16 protein-coding genes are annotated in these 14,796 nt (G+C 66.4%); 4 read left to right on the top strand and 12 right to left on the bottom strand.

What is annotated here, in order from left to right; genetic code table 11:
* The first annotated feature begins 6 nt into the window (after nt 1–6).
* Nucleotides 7–1,218, top strand: a complete 1,212-nt coding sequence (locus G6N34_RS05595; RefSeq protein WP_085154657.1) for a cytochrome P450 — start codon at nt 7–9, stop codon at nt 1,216–1,218.
* 19 nt (nt 1,219–1,237) lie between these two features.
* Here the strand turns inward: G6N34_RS05595 and G6N34_RS05590 are convergent, their stop codons facing one another.
* The 4 genes from G6N34_RS05590 to G6N34_RS05575 all read right to left on the bottom strand — a co-directional run bounded on the left by G6N34_RS05590 (nt 1,238) and on the right by G6N34_RS05575 (nt 3,896).
* Nucleotides 1,238–2,023 carry an SDR family oxidoreductase gene (locus tag G6N34_RS05590; protein ID WP_085154655.1) on the bottom strand — a complete coding sequence of 262 codons (786 nt, stop codon included), beginning with the start codon at nt 2,021–2,023 and terminating at the stop codon, nt 1,238–1,240.
* 70 nt (nt 2,024–2,093) lie between these two features.
* On the bottom strand, nt 2,094–2,651 hold the full coding sequence (locus tag G6N34_RS05585) for a nuclear transport factor 2 family protein (RefSeq protein ID WP_085154653.1): 558 nt from the start codon (nt 2,649–2,651) through the stop codon (nt 2,094–2,096).
* 33 nt (nt 2,652–2,684) lie between these two features.
* Nucleotides 2,685–3,110 carry a VOC family protein gene (locus G6N34_RS05580; RefSeq protein ID WP_085154651.1) on the bottom strand — a complete coding sequence of 142 codons (426 nt, stop codon included), beginning with the start codon at nt 3,108–3,110 and terminating at the stop codon, nt 2,685–2,687.
* A 15-nt stretch (nt 3,111–3,125) separates the two neighbouring features.
* Nucleotides 3,126–3,896, bottom strand: coding sequence for an SDR family NAD(P)-dependent oxidoreductase (locus G6N34_RS05575; protein WP_085154695.1), 771 nt, complete (start codon nt 3,894–3,896; stop codon nt 3,126–3,128).
* A gap of 149 nt (nt 3,897–4,045) precedes the next feature.
* Here G6N34_RS05575 and G6N34_RS05570 point away from each other — a divergent pair, with 149 nt between their 5' ends.
* Nucleotides 4,046–4,717 carry a nitroreductase family protein gene (locus G6N34_RS05570; RefSeq protein ID WP_085154649.1) on the top strand — a complete coding sequence of 224 codons (672 nt, stop codon included), beginning with the start codon at nt 4,046–4,048 and terminating at the stop codon, nt 4,715–4,717.
* On the opposite strand, the gene G6N34_RS05565 is transcribed toward G6N34_RS05570, so the two are convergent.
* From G6N34_RS05565 to G6N34_RS05545, 5 genes are read right to left on the bottom strand one after another with little or no spacing between them, the layout of a single operon-like run.
* Entirely contained in the window at nt 4,684–5,640 is a 957-nt protein-coding gene (locus G6N34_RS05565; RefSeq protein WP_085154647.1) for a TIGR03564 family F420-dependent LLM class oxidoreductase, read from the bottom strand. The genes G6N34_RS05570 and G6N34_RS05565 overlap by 34 nt on opposite strands.
* A gap of 7 nt (nt 5,641–5,647) precedes the next feature.
* Nucleotides 5,648–6,511 carry an SDR family NAD(P)-dependent oxidoreductase gene (locus G6N34_RS05560; RefSeq protein WP_085154645.1) on the bottom strand — a complete coding sequence of 288 codons (864 nt, stop codon included), beginning with the start codon at nt 6,509–6,511 and terminating at the stop codon, nt 5,648–5,650.
* Between the two features lie 31 nt (nt 6,512–6,542).
* On the bottom strand, nt 6,543–7,898 hold the full coding sequence (locus tag G6N34_RS05555; RefSeq protein ID WP_085154643.1) for a cytochrome P450: 1,356 nt from the start codon (nt 7,896–7,898) through the stop codon (nt 6,543–6,545).
* On the bottom strand, nt 7,895–8,113 hold the full coding sequence (locus G6N34_RS05550; protein WP_085154693.1) for a ferredoxin: 219 nt from the start codon (nt 8,111–8,113) through the stop codon (nt 7,895–7,897). The genes G6N34_RS05555 and G6N34_RS05550 overlap by 4 nt, the downstream gene beginning before the upstream one ends.
* Nucleotides 8,114–8,133: 20 nt before the next feature.
* The gene (locus G6N34_RS05545; protein ID WP_085154691.1) at nt 8,134–8,877 is read right to left on the bottom strand and encodes an SDR family NAD(P)-dependent oxidoreductase; all 744 of its coding nucleotides are present in this window, start codon (nt 8,875–8,877) and stop codon (nt 8,134–8,136) included.
* Nucleotides 8,878–9,011: 134 nt separating this feature from the next.
* On the opposite strand from G6N34_RS05545, the gene G6N34_RS05540 reads away from it, so the two are divergent.
* A complete protein-coding gene (locus tag G6N34_RS05540) occupies nt 9,012–9,830 on the top strand; it encodes a mycofactocin-coupled SDR family oxidoreductase (RefSeq protein ID WP_234813033.1) in 819 nt (272 codons plus the stop codon).
* Between the two features lie 15 nt (nt 9,831–9,845).
* Here G6N34_RS05540 and G6N34_RS05535 read toward each other — a convergent pair whose 3' ends face one another.
* The 3 genes from G6N34_RS05535 to G6N34_RS05525 form a co-directional block, all read right to left on the bottom strand.
* Complete coding sequence (locus G6N34_RS05535; RefSeq protein ID WP_085154687.1) at nt 9,846–11,447, bottom strand: GMC family oxidoreductase; 1,602 nt, start codon at nt 11,445–11,447, stop codon at nt 9,846–9,848.
* Nucleotides 11,448–11,752: 305 nt separating this feature from the next.
* Nucleotides 11,753–12,928: an acyl-CoA dehydrogenase family protein gene (locus G6N34_RS05530; protein WP_085154641.1), complete on the bottom strand. Its 1,176-nt coding sequence runs from the start codon at nt 12,926–12,928 to the stop codon at nt 11,753–11,755.
* Nucleotides 12,929–12,931: 3 nt separating this feature from the next.
* Entirely contained in the window at nt 12,932–13,945 is a 1,014-nt protein-coding gene (locus tag G6N34_RS05525; RefSeq protein WP_085154639.1) for an acyl-CoA dehydrogenase family protein, read from the bottom strand.
* Nucleotides 13,946–14,133: 188 nt separating this feature from the next.
* On the opposite strand from G6N34_RS05525, the gene G6N34_RS05520 reads away from it, so the two are divergent.
* Nucleotides 14,134–14,787 (top strand): TetR/AcrR family transcriptional regulator, encoded by a 654-nt coding sequence (locus G6N34_RS05520; RefSeq protein WP_085154637.1) that lies wholly within the window; start codon nt 14,134–14,136, stop codon nt 14,785–14,787.
* Nucleotides 14,788–14,796: the final 9 nt, after the last annotated feature.

Below are 14,796 nucleotides of genomic sequence, written 5' to 3'. Positions count from 1 at the left end.
AGCACGATGCACGCCTTCGACGGTGACCAGTCAGGGGCCGGTCAGCTCTCGTACGATCCGTACGACATCGAGATCGACGTTGACCCCTACCCCACCTACCGCCGACTGCGGGACGAAGCCCCCGTGTACTACAACGAGCGGCTCGACTTCTGGGGTCTGAGCCGCTTCGCCGACGTCGAGGCCGGTCTGCGCGACATCGACAACCTGAGCTCGGCCAAAGGCGACATCCTCGAGGTGGTCAAGGCCGAACCCGTCATGCCGCTGGGCGTGTTCATCAACGAAGACCCTCCGCTGCACACCGTGCACAGGCTGCTGGTGTCACGCGCGTTCACCCCGCGAAAGATGGCTGCCATCGAGGAGCACGTGCGGGCGTTCTGCGCGGCCTGCCTGGATCCGCTCACCGAGGGCGACCGCCTCGACTTCACCCTGCATCTCGGCGCAGAGATGCCCATGCGCGTGATCGGCATGCTGGTCGGAATGCCCGACTCTCTGCAGCGCAGCGTGCGGTCCATCGCGGGCCGCAGGCTGCGCAACGAACCCGGCAAGCCACTGAAGGTCAGCAAGACCAACTACTTCAACGGCAACATGTTCGCCGACTACGTGGCGTGGCGTGAGCAGAACCCCTCCGACGACCTGGTCACCGAACTGCTCAACGTCGAATTCAAAGACGTGTCCGGCACCGTGCGCCGACTGAGCACCGACGAACTGCTCGTATTCCTCGGGGTGATCGCCAATGCCGGCACCGAGACCGTCGGCCGCCTCTTCGGCTGGCTGGGAAAGCTGCTGGGTGAGCACCCCGATCAGCGCCGCGAGCTGGTGGCCGACCCGTCGCTGATCCCGTTGGCCGTCGAGGAGGTGCTGCGCTACGAACCGCCGGTGCACCACATCGCGCGGTATGTGGCCAAGGATGTCGAGTTCCACGGTCAGACCATTCCGGCCGGCAGCGCGCTGCTGCTGATGGCAGGGGCTGCCAACCGCGACGAGCGCAAGTTCGACGACCCCGAACGATTCGACATCCACCGCAACGCCAATCACCTGTCATTCGGCCGCGGCACGCACTTCTGTCTGGGGGCGTCGTTGGCGCGCCTCGAGGGCCGAATCGCGCTGGAGGAGATCCTCAAGCGCTGGCCGGACTGGACGATCGATTCCGAGCACGCGGTCCGGGCCCCCACGGCCACGGTCCGGGGCTGGGACAGCATGCCTGCGATCGTCGGCTGACGATCGCAGGCACGTTCCGCTAGCGCCGCGCGATGGGCATGTTCAGACGGCTGTCGCGGCATTCGACGTCGGCGAATTCCATTGCCCATGCCGGCTTTCCGTGCTGCACCACCCAGCAGGACCCCGTCGCGTCCAGCGGTGCGCCGGCGGCTGTCAGGACCGCGTCGGCGATGGCCTCGGGTTCCATCACGGGCACGCCCAGCCGTTCAACGAGTGCCCGCCGATCACCGAGCACGCCGGTCTCGGTGATGCCGGGGCAGATCGTGTGCGCGGCGATCCCCTCGGCGGCGAGGTTCGGGGCGATCGACCGCATGAACCCGACCACTCCGTGCTTGCCCAGGGAGTAGACCGGATCGGGATGCCAGGGCAGCAGGCCCGCCAGCGACGCGGTCGCCAGAATCAGGCCGTCCGTGGCATTCTCGCGGGCCCGCATCGCACGGACTGCCGCCACCGCACCAAACACGACACCGTTCAGGTTCACCCCGACGGAGCGCCGATACTGCGCCAGGTCGAGCGTTCCGATGTCCCCAGTCCAGTGGATGGTGATGCCCGCGTTGAGGAATGCGAGATCCATGCTCCCGAGCTCTGCCACGCAGGTGCCGAACGCCCGCTCCACCTGCTCGGCGTCCGACACGTCGCACCGCAGCCCAAGCCCACCGAGTGAGCCCGCCACCTCCTCGGCCGTGTCACCGTCGATGTCGAGCACGCACACCCGCATGCCCTCGGCCGCCAGTCGCTGTGCACTTGCCCGGCCGATCCCGGACCCGCCGCCGGTGATGAGCGCCACGCGATCTTTGAGCTTCATGAATTCTCCCTAACGTGCACGGGCCGGCACCTGTCGGTGCCGGCCCGGCTGAATCATTGAATGGCGTTCTCTACCAACGACTGACCGGCTCGCCGTCCAGCAGGAGGGGGCGCGTGTAGGAGGGATCGGTGCGATCCCACTTACCCTTGATGAAGCCCTTGACCGCACCGGAGGCCAGCACCGACGAGTCGCCGCTCATCATCCATTCGACGGTGCAGCGCCGCAGCGCGATCTTCCAGACGCCGTCGCGGCGCTCCAGGCGGTCGAGGTAACGGCCACCCATCAGCGAGACGATCTTGCCGCCCTTGATCCGCATGGCGCCCATGACGTAGCTCTCGGCATGGGCTTCGTCTCCGTTGATCTCGCACGTGTGGGTGGTGATGTTGTGCAGATGATCCTCGAACACCGACTCGTGCGCGGCGTTGGCCCAGTCACCGTACTCGGGGCCGGTCTTGATCACGGGACCGTGCTCGTCGACACCGTCCTCGAAGTAGACGCTGCCCATCAGATCGGCGTCGTGACGATCGTGGCCACGGGCCTGGTTCATCACACAGTCCAGAATCGCGGCCCGGTCTTCCAGGTACTGCACCCGCTCACGGAGTTGCTTGAGCTCGTCATCGTTTGACATGTCTGTCCTTTCGCTTTCGATTTGCGCGGATGATCAGTTCTGAACTGGTCGCACGCTGGAGTGGATCAACTCGATGAGCTGTCCTTCGGGATCGCGGACCATGCAGGCATATCCGCCGGGAGGTTCGGCGGTCACAGTGCCACCCGAGGACCGCACCGCGGCCTTGGCCGCTTCGACGTCGTCGACCGCGAGCGACAGGTGCGTGAGGCCGCCGTTGACCATGCCCCGCTCCGCTTCCTCGGGAGCAGGGTGGCCGGAGAAGGTCAGCAGTTGCAGGACGAAGGCGTCCTTGCGCAGATAGATCGCCTCGAAGCCGATCGGGGACGCCAATCCGAGCAGACCTTCCGCGATCTTGTCGGGCACGGTCAGGCGATTGACCTCGGTGAAGCCGAGGGCCTCGTAGAACAATTTCGACGTGTCGAGGTCACGGACCCGCAGTCCGATGTGGCTCACGCTCATGTCGTCTCCTGTTGCTCAGACACCGGCGGGGCCGGGCCCGCCGTGGATGTAGAGGGTCTGGCCCGAGCAGTAGCTGGACGCATCGGAGGCGAAAAACAGTACGCCGTAGCCGATCTCGTCAGGGTCGGCGATGCGACCCGAGCCGTTGGTCTGCCCGATCACGTCGATGTCGAAGCCCTGCCGCGCGGCGTCGGCCTCCAGTCCCGGCGTGCGCACAGCGCCGCACGCGATGCAGTTGACCCGCACGCCCTTACGCGTCCACGCGGCCGCCATCGATCCAGTCAGGTTGTTCAGACCCGCCTTGGCCGCACCATAGATGGCGGCCTGAGGCATGGCGAGAAGGCTGGCGCCCGAGGAGATGTTCACGATCGAGCCCTTGCCCTGGGCGATCATGGGCTTGGCCGCGGCGCGTGACAGGTACCACGCGCTGGACAGGTTCAGGTCCAGAACCTGGTGCCACTCCTCGTCGGTCCACTTCATCAGCGACTTGGTCTCACCGCCGCCGGCATTGTTGAGCAGGACGTCGAGTCGGCCGAACTCCGCGAGCGTGGCGTCGACAAGGGCCTGGCACTCCTCCGACGAGGTCACGTCGGTCGGCACCGCGAGCGCCTTGCGACCCAACGCCTCGATGGCACTGGCCGTCTCCTTGAGCGGTTCGGCGCGTCGTCCGGCCAGCACCACGTCTGCACCGCGTTCGGCCAGCACGAGTGCCGTCGCGCGCCCGATCCCGGTGCCGCCGCCCGTGATCACGGCGACCCTGCCCTCCAACGAGAACCTGTCGTTCACCACAACTCCCACCTTCGTCCGTAGCATTCACCAGCAATGCAATACGACTGTACAGCACACCGAAGGGGTTGCGGCCAGACACAAAGGAACTGGTGCGAAAATCGGTCCAACACTCGACATCTCCGCTTTGGTCGAGTACAGAGAAGGACATGGCACAGCCGACCAACGACATCTGGGAAGTGTTGGCCACCGCGCGCTCCATTCGCCGATTCACCGACGAACCGGTGAATGACGAAACGTTGCGCCGGTGCCTCGAGGCCGCGACGTGGGCACCCAACGGCGCGAACGCACAGTTGTGGCGGTTCATCGTCCTCGACGCGCCCGAACAGCGCGCCGCGGTCGCTGACGCAGCACAATCGGCGCTGCAGATGATCGAGTCCATCTACGGCATGAGCCGGCCCGCACCGGATGACCAGAGCCGTGCCGCCCGCAACAACCGCGCCACCTACGAACTGCACGACCGCGCCGGCGAGCTCACCTCGGTGTTGTTCGCCGCATACAAGAACGAATTCGCATCCGACTACCTGCAGGCCGGGTCCATCTACCCGGCCATGCAGAACTTCTACCTCGCTGCCCGCGCGCAGGGCTTGGGCGCGTGCTTCACCAGTTGGGCCTCATACCAGGGTGAGCAGACGCTGCGTGCGTCGGTCGGTGTTCCCGACGAGTGGTTTCTCGCCGGACACGTCGTCGTGGGTTGGCCGCGTGGGCGGCACGGACAGGTTCGCCGTCGACCGGTCGCAGACGTGGTGTTCCGCAACCGCTGGGACGCCTCCCACGCCGACATCGTCTACGGCGAGGGGGCCCGGCCCAGCGGAGGCTGATCGCGTGCCAGCGCGCTGAGCAGATCGCGGGTGCGCCGCAGCGAGGCGCGACGCTGCTCGCGGTCATCTCCCACCGCGACCGGCTGCGCCCAGATGTCGGTCGTGCCCGCCGCCACCAACTCCTCCAGTTGAGTGCGCACCGCCGATTCGTCGCCGAGGATCGCCACGTCGGGGACCTCTGCACCGCCGCCCGCGGCGATGATCCGCTCGAAGTTCGCCATCCGCCCGTACCCCACGGCCGTCGCCGCGACCGCTTCTCGAGCCTCTTCTGGGTTGTCATGCACCGCAACCGGAAGTCCCGCGACGACGCGAGGCTCGGGGCGCCCCGCGGCGGTCGCCGCCGAACGCAGCCTTGGCATGATCGACGTCTCGATCGCAGCCGCCGACGCCATCCACAGCACCACACCATCGGCGAATGTGCCTGCGATGCGCAGCATCCGGGGTGACAACGCAGCCAGCAGCAACGGCACCGGATGATCGGCCTTTGCCATCCGGCCGCCGCTGTGGGTGCTCCAGTCGGTGCCGTCGAAGTCGACGTCCCCGTCGCGCAGCAGGGCGGCCACAATCTGGACGTACTCCTCGGTGCTGCGACCGGGATGGTCGTAGCGACCGCCGAGGACGTTCTCCACGACGGGACGGTGCGACGGCCCCAGCCCCAGCGTCAAGCCGGGGCGTCCCATCGCATTGGCCGCCGCGACCACCCGATTGGCCTGCAGCAGCGGGTGGCACGGATAGGTCTGCAGCACCGCGGTGCCCAGTTCGATCGATGTGGTCTCACGCCCAGCGATGGCCATCGCCACCAGCGGGTCGCCGGCCACCCCGTTGGCATACCACAGCGACGAGAAGCCGTCGTCCTCGGCCTGCTGCGCCTGCCGCACAATGGATTCGACGGATGACCCGCCGCCCGTGAGCCCTATTCGCACCGGGCGACTATCTCATGACGTGCGCGCACTGCGCGGGCGGATGCACGTCGAACATGTCGCGGTACGACGGCGGTTGACGGCCGTCCTCGTCGGCGATTCCGTATTTGACGGCCAGTTCGGCCCCGATCAGGGTCTGGCCGCTGACAATCATCAGATCGGGATCCTGGTGAAGCGCCCAGATCACGTGCCCGGTCAACTCGGGGGTTTCGGCCGAATCGAGGATATGACCGAACTTCTCGGGGTTGCTCGCGATGATCTTGCGGACCCGGTCGGTCAGCAGCGATCCCATCCAGATCGACACCGCCGCAACACCGAACTCTTTGAAGTCATAAGCCATGTCGGCGGCCATCTTGTCGACGGCCGCCTTGGGGACGCCGTAGGCGGGACCGAACGCGTAATGCACCGCCCCGGAGGACGAGGTGAACACCACCAGACCGGCCTTCTGCGGCAGCATCAGGGGCGCGGCGAAGACCGTCGCGGCGTAACTGCTGCGTACACCCACGTCCAGCGTGTCGACCACACTGAGCGGTTCCTCCCAGAACTTGGTGCGCCCCATCATCTCGTCCCGGATGATCGCGGCGTTGTTGACCAGGATGTCGACCCGACCGTGGTCACGCTCGACCTGGGCGAACAGGGCCTTCACCTGATCGTCGTCGGCATGGTCGACCCGCACCGGAATGCCCTGTCCCCCAAGAGCGGTCACCGCCGCGGCGGTCTCTTGAATGGTCCCGGGCGTGGCCGGTTCGGCGTTCGCCTCGCTGCGGCCCGTGACGTACACGACGGCACCGTGGGCGCCCAACGCGCGTGCGATGCCCGCACCCGCGCCGCGACTCGCCCCGGTCACCACGGCGATCACCGGTTTGCCCGGCATGGCTCTCCTCTCTTCGGCCTTCAGGCGGATGTCACTGCGGAATCCGTGCGGACTCTTTGAGTTCGGTGATGGGGCGGGCCAGGCCCTGCTCGTCGCACACGCGTTGCAGCATCACCAGGGTTTCGGCGACGCCTGGACCGCGGCGCGTCCCCGGTGTGAAGGTGGCAGGCAGATGGCGCATGCCCTGGACCACGCCGATGCTGTCATAGTGCACGGCACCCTCGGTATCGCACACGTAGTCCGGCATCCGGTCCAGCACCGCGGTCAGCATCGACTTGAAGACCGTGCGGGCGACGTTGGACCCGATGCAGCGATGCACACCCAGGCCGAAGCTGAAGTGCCGATTTCCTTTTCGTTCCAGATCAACCCCGTCGGGGTTGTCGAACAGACTCGGGTCACGGTTGGCCATCGCCCAGGACAGCCACAGGCGGTCGCCCTCGCGAAGCTCGATGTCGCCCAGCTTCATGTCCTCGGAGATCGTGCGTGCATCTCCCGGGGCGGGAGTGAAGTACCGCAGGAACTCCTCCGTGGCGGGATTGAGCAGGGTGTCCCTCTCGGCACTGAGCCGGGTGCGTTCGTCCGGATTCTGCGCGAGCCACTCCAACGCGTGCGCGGTCAACGCCGTGGTGGTGTCGAATCCCCCGCCGATGAGCAGGTTCAGCATCCCGAGCAGTTCGATGTCTGGCGGGGCTTCGCCCTCGATACGCACGTTGGCCAGCGCGTCGATGATTCCCGGTCGGGGCTCCTCGCGGATCTCGACCAAGTTGGTCAGCAGGTCCATCGCCATCGCCATGTAGAGTTCGCGCACTCGAGCGGCGTCCGGCGAATCGGGCGGGGTGTACACCGACGCGTGCGCAGGCTCGTTGTAGATGGTCCACTTCTCAAGCGGCACACCGAGCATCGCGAGCGTCAGCACCGCAGGCACGATGTTGGCCAGATCATCGACGAAGTCGATGCGCCCGATCTCGATGTGGTCGTCGAGGCAGGCGTGCACGATCGCGTCGATGAAGGGTTCCCATCGCTTGACCGCGGCCGGCGACAGGTAGGGGTTGAGCGCGGTCCGGTAGTGCCGGTGCTCGGGGTCATCCATCTCCAGCATGCCGCCACGGAAGTTCTCGGCGTCCATCATCGTGGGGATGGAGATGCCCTTGTAGCCGCGGCGTTCGTTGTTGACGTCGTGGTCGTTGGAGACGTGCGGGCAACGGGCCAGTTCGAAGACCTCGTCACCGCCGGCGGCCACCCAGTGCCCGTCGTACGTGTCGGTCCAGGCCAGCGGACACTGCTGCTGCATCTCGTGGGTGATGTCGACGAACTGCTCGCGGTACTCGGGGCGGTGCCGGTCGTAGTGGTACTGCGGCACCTGTGCCCCGTCCGGCTGCGCGGTCACTGCGCGTCCCCGTCCCCAGAGGAGCCCACGAGGACGATCGCCTGCTCCGGGCAGGATCGCCGGGCCTCGTCGACCTGATCGCGCAGGTCCTCAGGAATGTCATCGGCGACGGCGTGGGCATGGCCGTCGACATCGTCGAGTTCAAAGGACTCCGGTGCGATCATCGCGCACAGCGTGTGGCCCTGACATCGGGCTGATTCAACTCTGACTTTCACCGTCACTCCTTCTCCGATTCCTACAGAACCGCGCCGCCGTTGACGCCGATGACCTGACCCGTGACGTATCCGGCCCCCTCGGAGCACAGGTACGAACACAGGTTGGCGACGTCGTCACCAACGCCGAGACGTCCGGCGGGGACGGCCTTGGTCAGATACTCGGCCGGCGGCAGCTTCCCGGCCTGTTGCTGTTGCCTCAGCATCGGGGTGTCGATCACGAAGGGCGGCACCGTGTTGGCCGTGATCCCCTGCGCCGCATAGTCGATCGCAATCGACTTCGTCATCGCGATCACACCACCCTTGGTGGCCGAGTAATGCGCCTGCCGGGCGGCGCCCTGCTGACCGGCCGCCGACGAGATGGTGACGATGCGCCCCCACTTGGCCTCCACCATGTCCGGCAGTGCCGCGCGCACGCTCAGGAAGGTGCCGGTCAGGTTGACCGCCAGATAGCGGTTCCACTCATCGAGGGTGATTTTGTCCAGGCGGGTGAACCCCGAGATCGCCGCACTGGTGACGAGGATGCCGATGGGCCCGAGGCTGCTGCGCGCCAGATCGACGGCGTGCGTCAGCGAGTCTTCGTCAGACACGTCGACCGCCACCGCGATCGCGTCACCGCCCTGGGCTTGCACACCCGCCGCGACCTTCTCGGCCGCCTCGCCGTCGCGGTCGAGGACCGCCACCCGGTGACCATCCTGAGCGAGCCTGGTGCAGATCGCCTCACCCAGACCGGATCCGCCGCCGGTGACCACCGCTGTCCGACCCAATTCCATACTCCTTGTTCGTGATCACCGAGACTGCTGTACACATGTATAGCGGAAAAGTGACGGCCGACACAAGCTGCGCGGCCACTGAGCGCAATACTCGTCTGAGTACCAGACCCTTCGATGAGGAGAGATCGTTGAACCAGCCACATGTCGCAGTGATCACGGGCGCCGCACGAGGACAGGGCCGCAGTCACGCGGTCGGACTCGCCGAACAGGGCGTCGACATCATCGCCGTGGACCGGTGCGCCGACATCGACTCGATTCCCTACCCGCTGGCCACACAGGAGGACCTCGCCGAGACGGTCCGATTGGTCGAGGCGGCGGGTGCCCGCATCCACCCGGTGATCGCCGACGTTCGCGACCTCGGCACCCTGCGGGCAGGAGTCGATTCCGGAGTCGACGCCCTCGGCGAGATCGACATCGTGGTGGCCAACGCGGGCGTGGTGGGCATCGGACTGCCTGACCCGCTCGATGAGCAGGTGTTCACCGACATCGTCGACACCAACCTCAAGGGCGTGTGGAACACCATCGCGGCGACGGTGCCGTCCATGATCCGTGGCGCTCGTGGTGGATCGATCATCCTGGTCAGTTCGATGCAGGGACTCATCGGGCGTGGTGGCGATGGCAGCGCTGCGATCTTCGCTTATGCCGCCTCCAAACATGGCGTCGTCGGTCTCATGCGGTCGGCCGCCAACGCGTATGCCCCGCATCGCATTCGGGTGAACTCGCTGCATCCGACCGGAGTCGGGACGCCGATGATCCTCAACGAGCACATGGCGGCGATGTTCGCCGCGAATCCCGAGGGCAGCGCGATGAGCGGCAACCTGCTTCCCGACGTGCCGTTCATCGATGCGGCCGACGTGACCGACTCCGTGCTGTTCCTGGCCAGCGACAAGGCGCGCCAGATCACCGGCGTCGCCCTGCCCGTCGACGCCGGCCACGCGGTGATGTGACAGCGTGGCGGACGTCTACCTGTCCGCCACGATGAAATCGGCTGCACGCCAAGCCATGGCCATGATCGGCCCGTTGAGGTTCCCGGCCACCATGGTCGGCATCACCGAGCAGTCGACCACCCGCAGGCCCTCGATTCCCCGGACGCGCAGGCGCCCGTCGACGACATCGTCGTCATTGGGCCCCATGGCACACGTGCCGGTCGCGTGATAACCGCAGTAGCCGCCGTCGAGGGCGACGTCGACCAACTCGTCGTCGCTCTGCGCCTGCGTTCCCGGGTAGGTTTCGTGGCTGATCAACTCGGCCAGTGGGGACTGGTCGAAGATGCTGCGCATCTTGCGCATCAGGTTGGCCGTCGATGCGCGGTCCTCCGCGCTGCCCAGATAGTTCGGGTCGATCCGGACCGGGGCCGAGGGGTCGCTCGAGGTGATCTCGAGGAAACCCTGTGAGGTCGGACGCAGCACCATTCCCAGGCACGAGGCTCCGGCCTGCCGTTCGATCTTGACCGGATCGCCGGTGTTGTAGGTCGGCAGCGTCCAGGGTCCGAGCATCACCTGGGCGTCGGGCCTCTCGGCACCGGCGTCGGTCTTGACGAATGCCACCACATCGAACGAGGGCGCGGCGAGCGGACCCTTGCGCGTCGCGAGGTAGCGCATCCCCGACACGGCCTGAGCCAGGCTGCCGGACAGCTGCTTGTTGTAGCCCAGGTCGTCGTTGAACTGGAAACGCAGGGCAGCACAACGATGTTCGCGCAACCGTCGGCCGACGTTGTCCCGTTCGAGGTAGATCGACACCCCGGCGGCCGTCAGAACGTCACGCGGGCCGACACCCGACAACTGGAGCAGCTTCGGGCTGTTGAGGCTGCCGAGGGCCACGATCACTTCGCGACTGGCCCGCAGTTCGGACACAGTGCCCTTGCGGCTCACCTGGACACCGACCGCGCGGCCCTTGTCGAACAGGATCCGCTGCGCGACCGTGCGGGTCGCGACCGTGAGGTTGGGTCTGCTGCGCGCGGGCTTCAGGAATGCGGTGGCAGCGCTGACCCGACGGCCGTTTCTGATGTTCGACGTCGTGTAGCCGATGCGCTCGGCGTCCGATTCGTTGATGTCCTCAACGCGGGTGAGCCCGATCCCCGTGCCGGCCGCGACCATGTCCTCACACACCGGATCCGGGTCGGTGGGCACCGAGATGTGCACGGGGCCGCCCACTCCTCGGGTGGGCGACGGGCCGAACTCGCTGTCCTCGAACGACTTGAAGATCGGGAGCATGTCATCCCAGCCCCACCCCTTGTTGCCAAGGTGTTCCAGGCCGTCGTAGTCGGCCCGGTTGCCCCGGTTGTAGATCATGCCGTTGATGGAACTTGATCCGCCGAGCACCTTGCCCCGCAGCCACTGTTCGACGTGCGGGTTGGGACCGAACGGCACCGTGTCGTAGTGCCACATGTGCTTCTCGCTCTCGAACAGCATCCCCGCACCCTTGGGGATGGTGAAGAACGGATTGCGGTCGACGCCGCCGGCCTCGATCAGCAGCACCGTCACCTTGGGGTCTTGCGAGAGGCGGTTTGCCAGAACACAACCCGCGGAACCCGCACCGGCGATGATGTAGTCGTAGGTGGTCACAGTCGGCATCTCCTCGGCACTTCGTGGGCCCATCGCTGTACGAGCGTACGGCAGGGGTGGGCCGGAAATGCCGCAAGCGCCCATTCACGTACAGATTCGGGCTGACATCCGTACGTGAATGAGCGCTGGTGGACTGTGTTCGCCCAGAGTTGGGTTGTTCGCGGGTCGCCCTGGGCGGTTTCAAGGGCTCGATGCAACACCCTGCTGATTGAGGAGTGCTGTCATGGGTCGGTTGCCTACGGGTGGGTTGCCGTTGCGGTCACGAATGCCGGCGTTTTGGGATCAGATCCGGCGCGGGATGGAGACTAGGCGCGGGGCAACCCCAGGACCCGTTGGGCGATGATGCTGCGCTGGATCTCCGACGTGCCGCCGGCGATGGTCCCGCCGAAGCTTCGGGCGTACCGCTCGAACCAACTGGTCGTCGGTGCATCCTCACCGAAGGGCGCGAACGGCGCCGTCATCGTCGGATGGTTCAGGCCGTCCTCACCCGAGGCCTCCAGCGCGTTGCCGACGGCGGTCTGAAACGCCTCCGAACCGAACAGCTTGAGCACCGACAGCGCGGCCACATCCTGCTCGCCGCGCGCCTCCTTGGCCAGGGCGACCGAACCCATCAGTCGCAGGGCCTGTGCGTCCATCAGCAGCGTGGCGTACTGATCCCGCTCGATGGCGGTCGTGGGTTTGAAGTCGGTGATCAACTGCTCGAGCCAGTCCGCGTAGGACAGCCACAGCAGCGTGCGCTCGTGACCGAGTGACCCGTTGGCCACCTTCCATCCCTCGTTGAGGGGACCGATGAGATTCTCGGCCGGAACCCGGGCGTCGGTGAAGAAGACCTCGTTGAAGTCCAGATCCTCCTGCCCGCAGATCGAGGCGAACGGCCTGCGGACCACACCTGGAGTGTCGGTCGGGACCACGAGCACGCTGATTCCCTTGTGCTTCGGCGCATCCGGATCGGTGCGCACGAACGTCAGGATCACGTCGGCGTCGTGCGCACCCGACGTCCACACCTTCTGCCCGTTGACCACGAAGTGGTCACCGTCGCGGATCGCGGTGGTGCGCAGCGACGCGAGATCGGAGCCCGCGCCGGGCTCACTCATCCCGAGCGCGGCGGTGATCTCGGCCCGCAGAATGGGGACCGCCCACTTCTGCTTCTGCTCGTCGGTGCCGAACGACAGCAGCGAGGCCGCGATGATGCCGACCCCCTGCGGGTTGTAGCTCTGATAGATCCGGCGCCGCGACAGTTCATCACGGTGCACGTACTGCTGCAGGATGTTGGCATTGCGGCCACCGAACTCCGGCGGGTTGCCGGGCACCAGCCAGCCGTGGTCGAACATCACCCGCTGCCACTGCCGGGCCCACTCCGGGACGTCCGCGGTCGAGCGCGAGCGCTCGGTGGCGGCGGCGGGATCCGGCAGATGCTCGTCCAGGAATGCGATGAACTCGTCGCGGAACTTCTCGACGTCGTCGTCAAAGGTCAGCTGCATCGGTCAGGCTCCCGCGAGCGACATCTGAGCGATCACAGCGCGATGCTCGGCGGCTCCGCCGAGGAGCAGTTCGCCGGCCTTGGCGCGCTTGAGGGCGAACTGCACGTCGTTCTCCCAGGTGAAGCCCATCGCTCCGAAAAGCTGAATGCCGTGCTTGAAGACCAGCGACTGACACTCCCCCGCGGCGGCCTTGGCCATCTCTGAGGCAAGCCTGCGCCGAGGATCATCGGCCGCGATGGTCAGCGCCGCGAAGTGCGACAGTGCACGGGCCCGTTCGATCGCGACGTGCATGTCGGCGGCCTTGTGCTGAACGGCCTGGAACGACCCGATGAGAACACCGAACTGCTGGCGCGAGCCGACGTGTTCGAGCACGAGATCCAGCACCCGCTGGCAGGCCCCGACCATGGTCAGCGCCAAGCCGGTGAGCGCGACGTCACGAGCACGCGCCGCGTGATCGGTCGCGGCAGTCGCGACCAGGTCACTCCCGGATACCCGGACGGAGTCGAACGTCACCTCGGCGACGTGCAGCACCGGGTCGAAGACCGCGACTCGACGTGCCGAGACACCCTGTGCCGCAACAACGAACACGCCCGCCGGGGTCGACACCGCAAACCGGTCGGCCCGGTCGCCGTCGAGCACGTGACGCGCCGTGCCGTCGAGCACCCAGCCGTCGGCGACTCGCGCCGCCGTGACGCCGTCGTAGACCGCGGCGCCGGCCAGCTTGGGGTCGGCCGCCTCGGGGGCCAGCGGCGTGAACTGGGTCAAGGTCGCCAGATAAGGCGTCGGGTCCGTGGCGCGCCCCAGCTCCTCGACGAGCAGGCCGAGTTCGACGGTCTCACTCGCCTCGGTGAGCTCGGTCCACCCGTTGTCGACGTATGACGCCCACAGCCGCCCGGCCGCGTCGGTGTCCTGTCCCTCGGCGATCGCGCGAACCAGAGACGCGGGGCACTCCTTGGTGAGCACGTCGCGTGCGGTGTCGCGCCACAACCGCTGGTCGGAATCCAGCTCCAACAGCATGGCCGTACCTCTCATTGAGAATCATGAAGAAATTGCGCTCGGCGAACGATGTCGCACCCTGGGAGAATATCATTCTCCCCATCTGCGAGTAAGAATCTCAAAAAGTAGGGGTGTGACGCCACAACGGCGATAAGTTCTCCGGTACAGTTCATCCATGACTTTCCACAGGACCGCGAGTCGGTGACCCGATGAGCAGTCCCAGCGAAGAACCCGCCTGGAAGCAGCGCGCCGTCGAGCGGTCGATCAAGACCGCCAAGTTACGCGCCGCCCAGCGGGTGCAGCGCTTCCTCGACGCGGCGCAGGCGATCATCACCGAAAAGGGAAGTACGGATTTCACCGTCCAGGAAGTCGTCGATCGCTCGCGGCAGTCGCTGCGCAGTTTCTATCTTCAGTTCGACGGCAAGCACGAACTGCTCTTGGCGCTCTTCGAAGACGCCCTCAGCCGCGCTGCCGACCAGATCCGCGCCGCGACGTCGGGGCAGGCCGATCCACTGGATCAGCTCAAGGTCGCAATTGAGTTGCTGTTCGAGCTTTCTCGGCCCGACCCCAGTGCCAAGCGTCCGCTGTTCACCGATTTCGCCCCCCAGCTGCTCATCTCCCACCCAACCGAGGTGCGGGTGGCGCACGCGCCCCTCATCGCGCTCTTCACCGAGTTGATGGAGGCCGCAAGCGAGGCGGGACGACTGCGCGAGGGCGTCAACCCCCGCCGGATGGCGGCCATGACGATGCAGACTGTGATGTTCACCGCACAGTCGAGTGCGCCCGCCGAAGAGGACGGTGTGCACCCGATCACAGCAGAGGAAGTGTGGGCGTTCTGCGCTCACGGCTTCGCCGCCAGCTAGCGCAAGAAC

It is taken from the genome of Mycolicibacterium confluentis, assembly GCF_010729895.1.
Taxonomy (GTDB): Bacteria; Actinomycetota; Actinomycetes; order Mycobacteriales; family Mycobacteriaceae; genus Mycobacterium; species Mycobacterium confluentis.
This window is presented reverse-complemented; position numbering and strand designations above follow the sequence as displayed.

Excerpts from the sequence above, each read along its gene's own strand:
- G6N34_RS05595 (WP_085154657.1), top strand. The coding sequence starts at position 7 with ATGCACGCCTTCGACGGTGACCAGTCAGGGGCCGGTCAGCTCTCGTAC.
- G6N34_RS05590 (WP_085154655.1), bottom strand. The coding sequence starts at position 2,023 with ATGAAGCTCAAAGATCGCGTGGCGCTCATCACCGGCGGCGGGTCCGGG.
- G6N34_RS05585 (WP_085154653.1), bottom strand. The coding sequence starts at position 2,651 with ATGTCAAACGATGACGAGCTCAAGCAACTCCGTGAGCGGGTGCAGTAC.
- G6N34_RS05580 (WP_085154651.1), bottom strand. The coding sequence starts at position 3,110 with ATGAGCGTGAGCCACATCGGACTGCGGGTCCGTGACCTCGACACGTCG.
- G6N34_RS05570 (WP_085154649.1), top strand. The coding sequence starts at position 4,046 with ATGGCACAGCCGACCAACGACATCTGGGAAGTGTTGGCCACCGCGCGC.
- G6N34_RS05560 (WP_085154645.1), bottom strand. The coding sequence starts at position 6,511 with ATGCCGGGCAAACCGGTGATCGCCGTGGTGACCGGGGCGAGTCGCGGC.
- G6N34_RS05530 (WP_085154641.1), bottom strand. The coding sequence starts at position 12,928 with ATGCAGCTGACCTTTGACGACGACGTCGAGAAGTTCCGCGACGAGTTC.
- G6N34_RS05525 (WP_085154639.1), bottom strand. The coding sequence starts at position 13,945 with ATGCTGTTGGAGCTGGATTCCGACCAGCGGTTGTGGCGCGACACCGCA.
- G6N34_RS05520 (WP_085154637.1), top strand. The coding sequence starts at position 14,134 with ATGAGCAGTCCCAGCGAAGAACCCGCCTGGAAGCAGCGCGCCGTCGAG.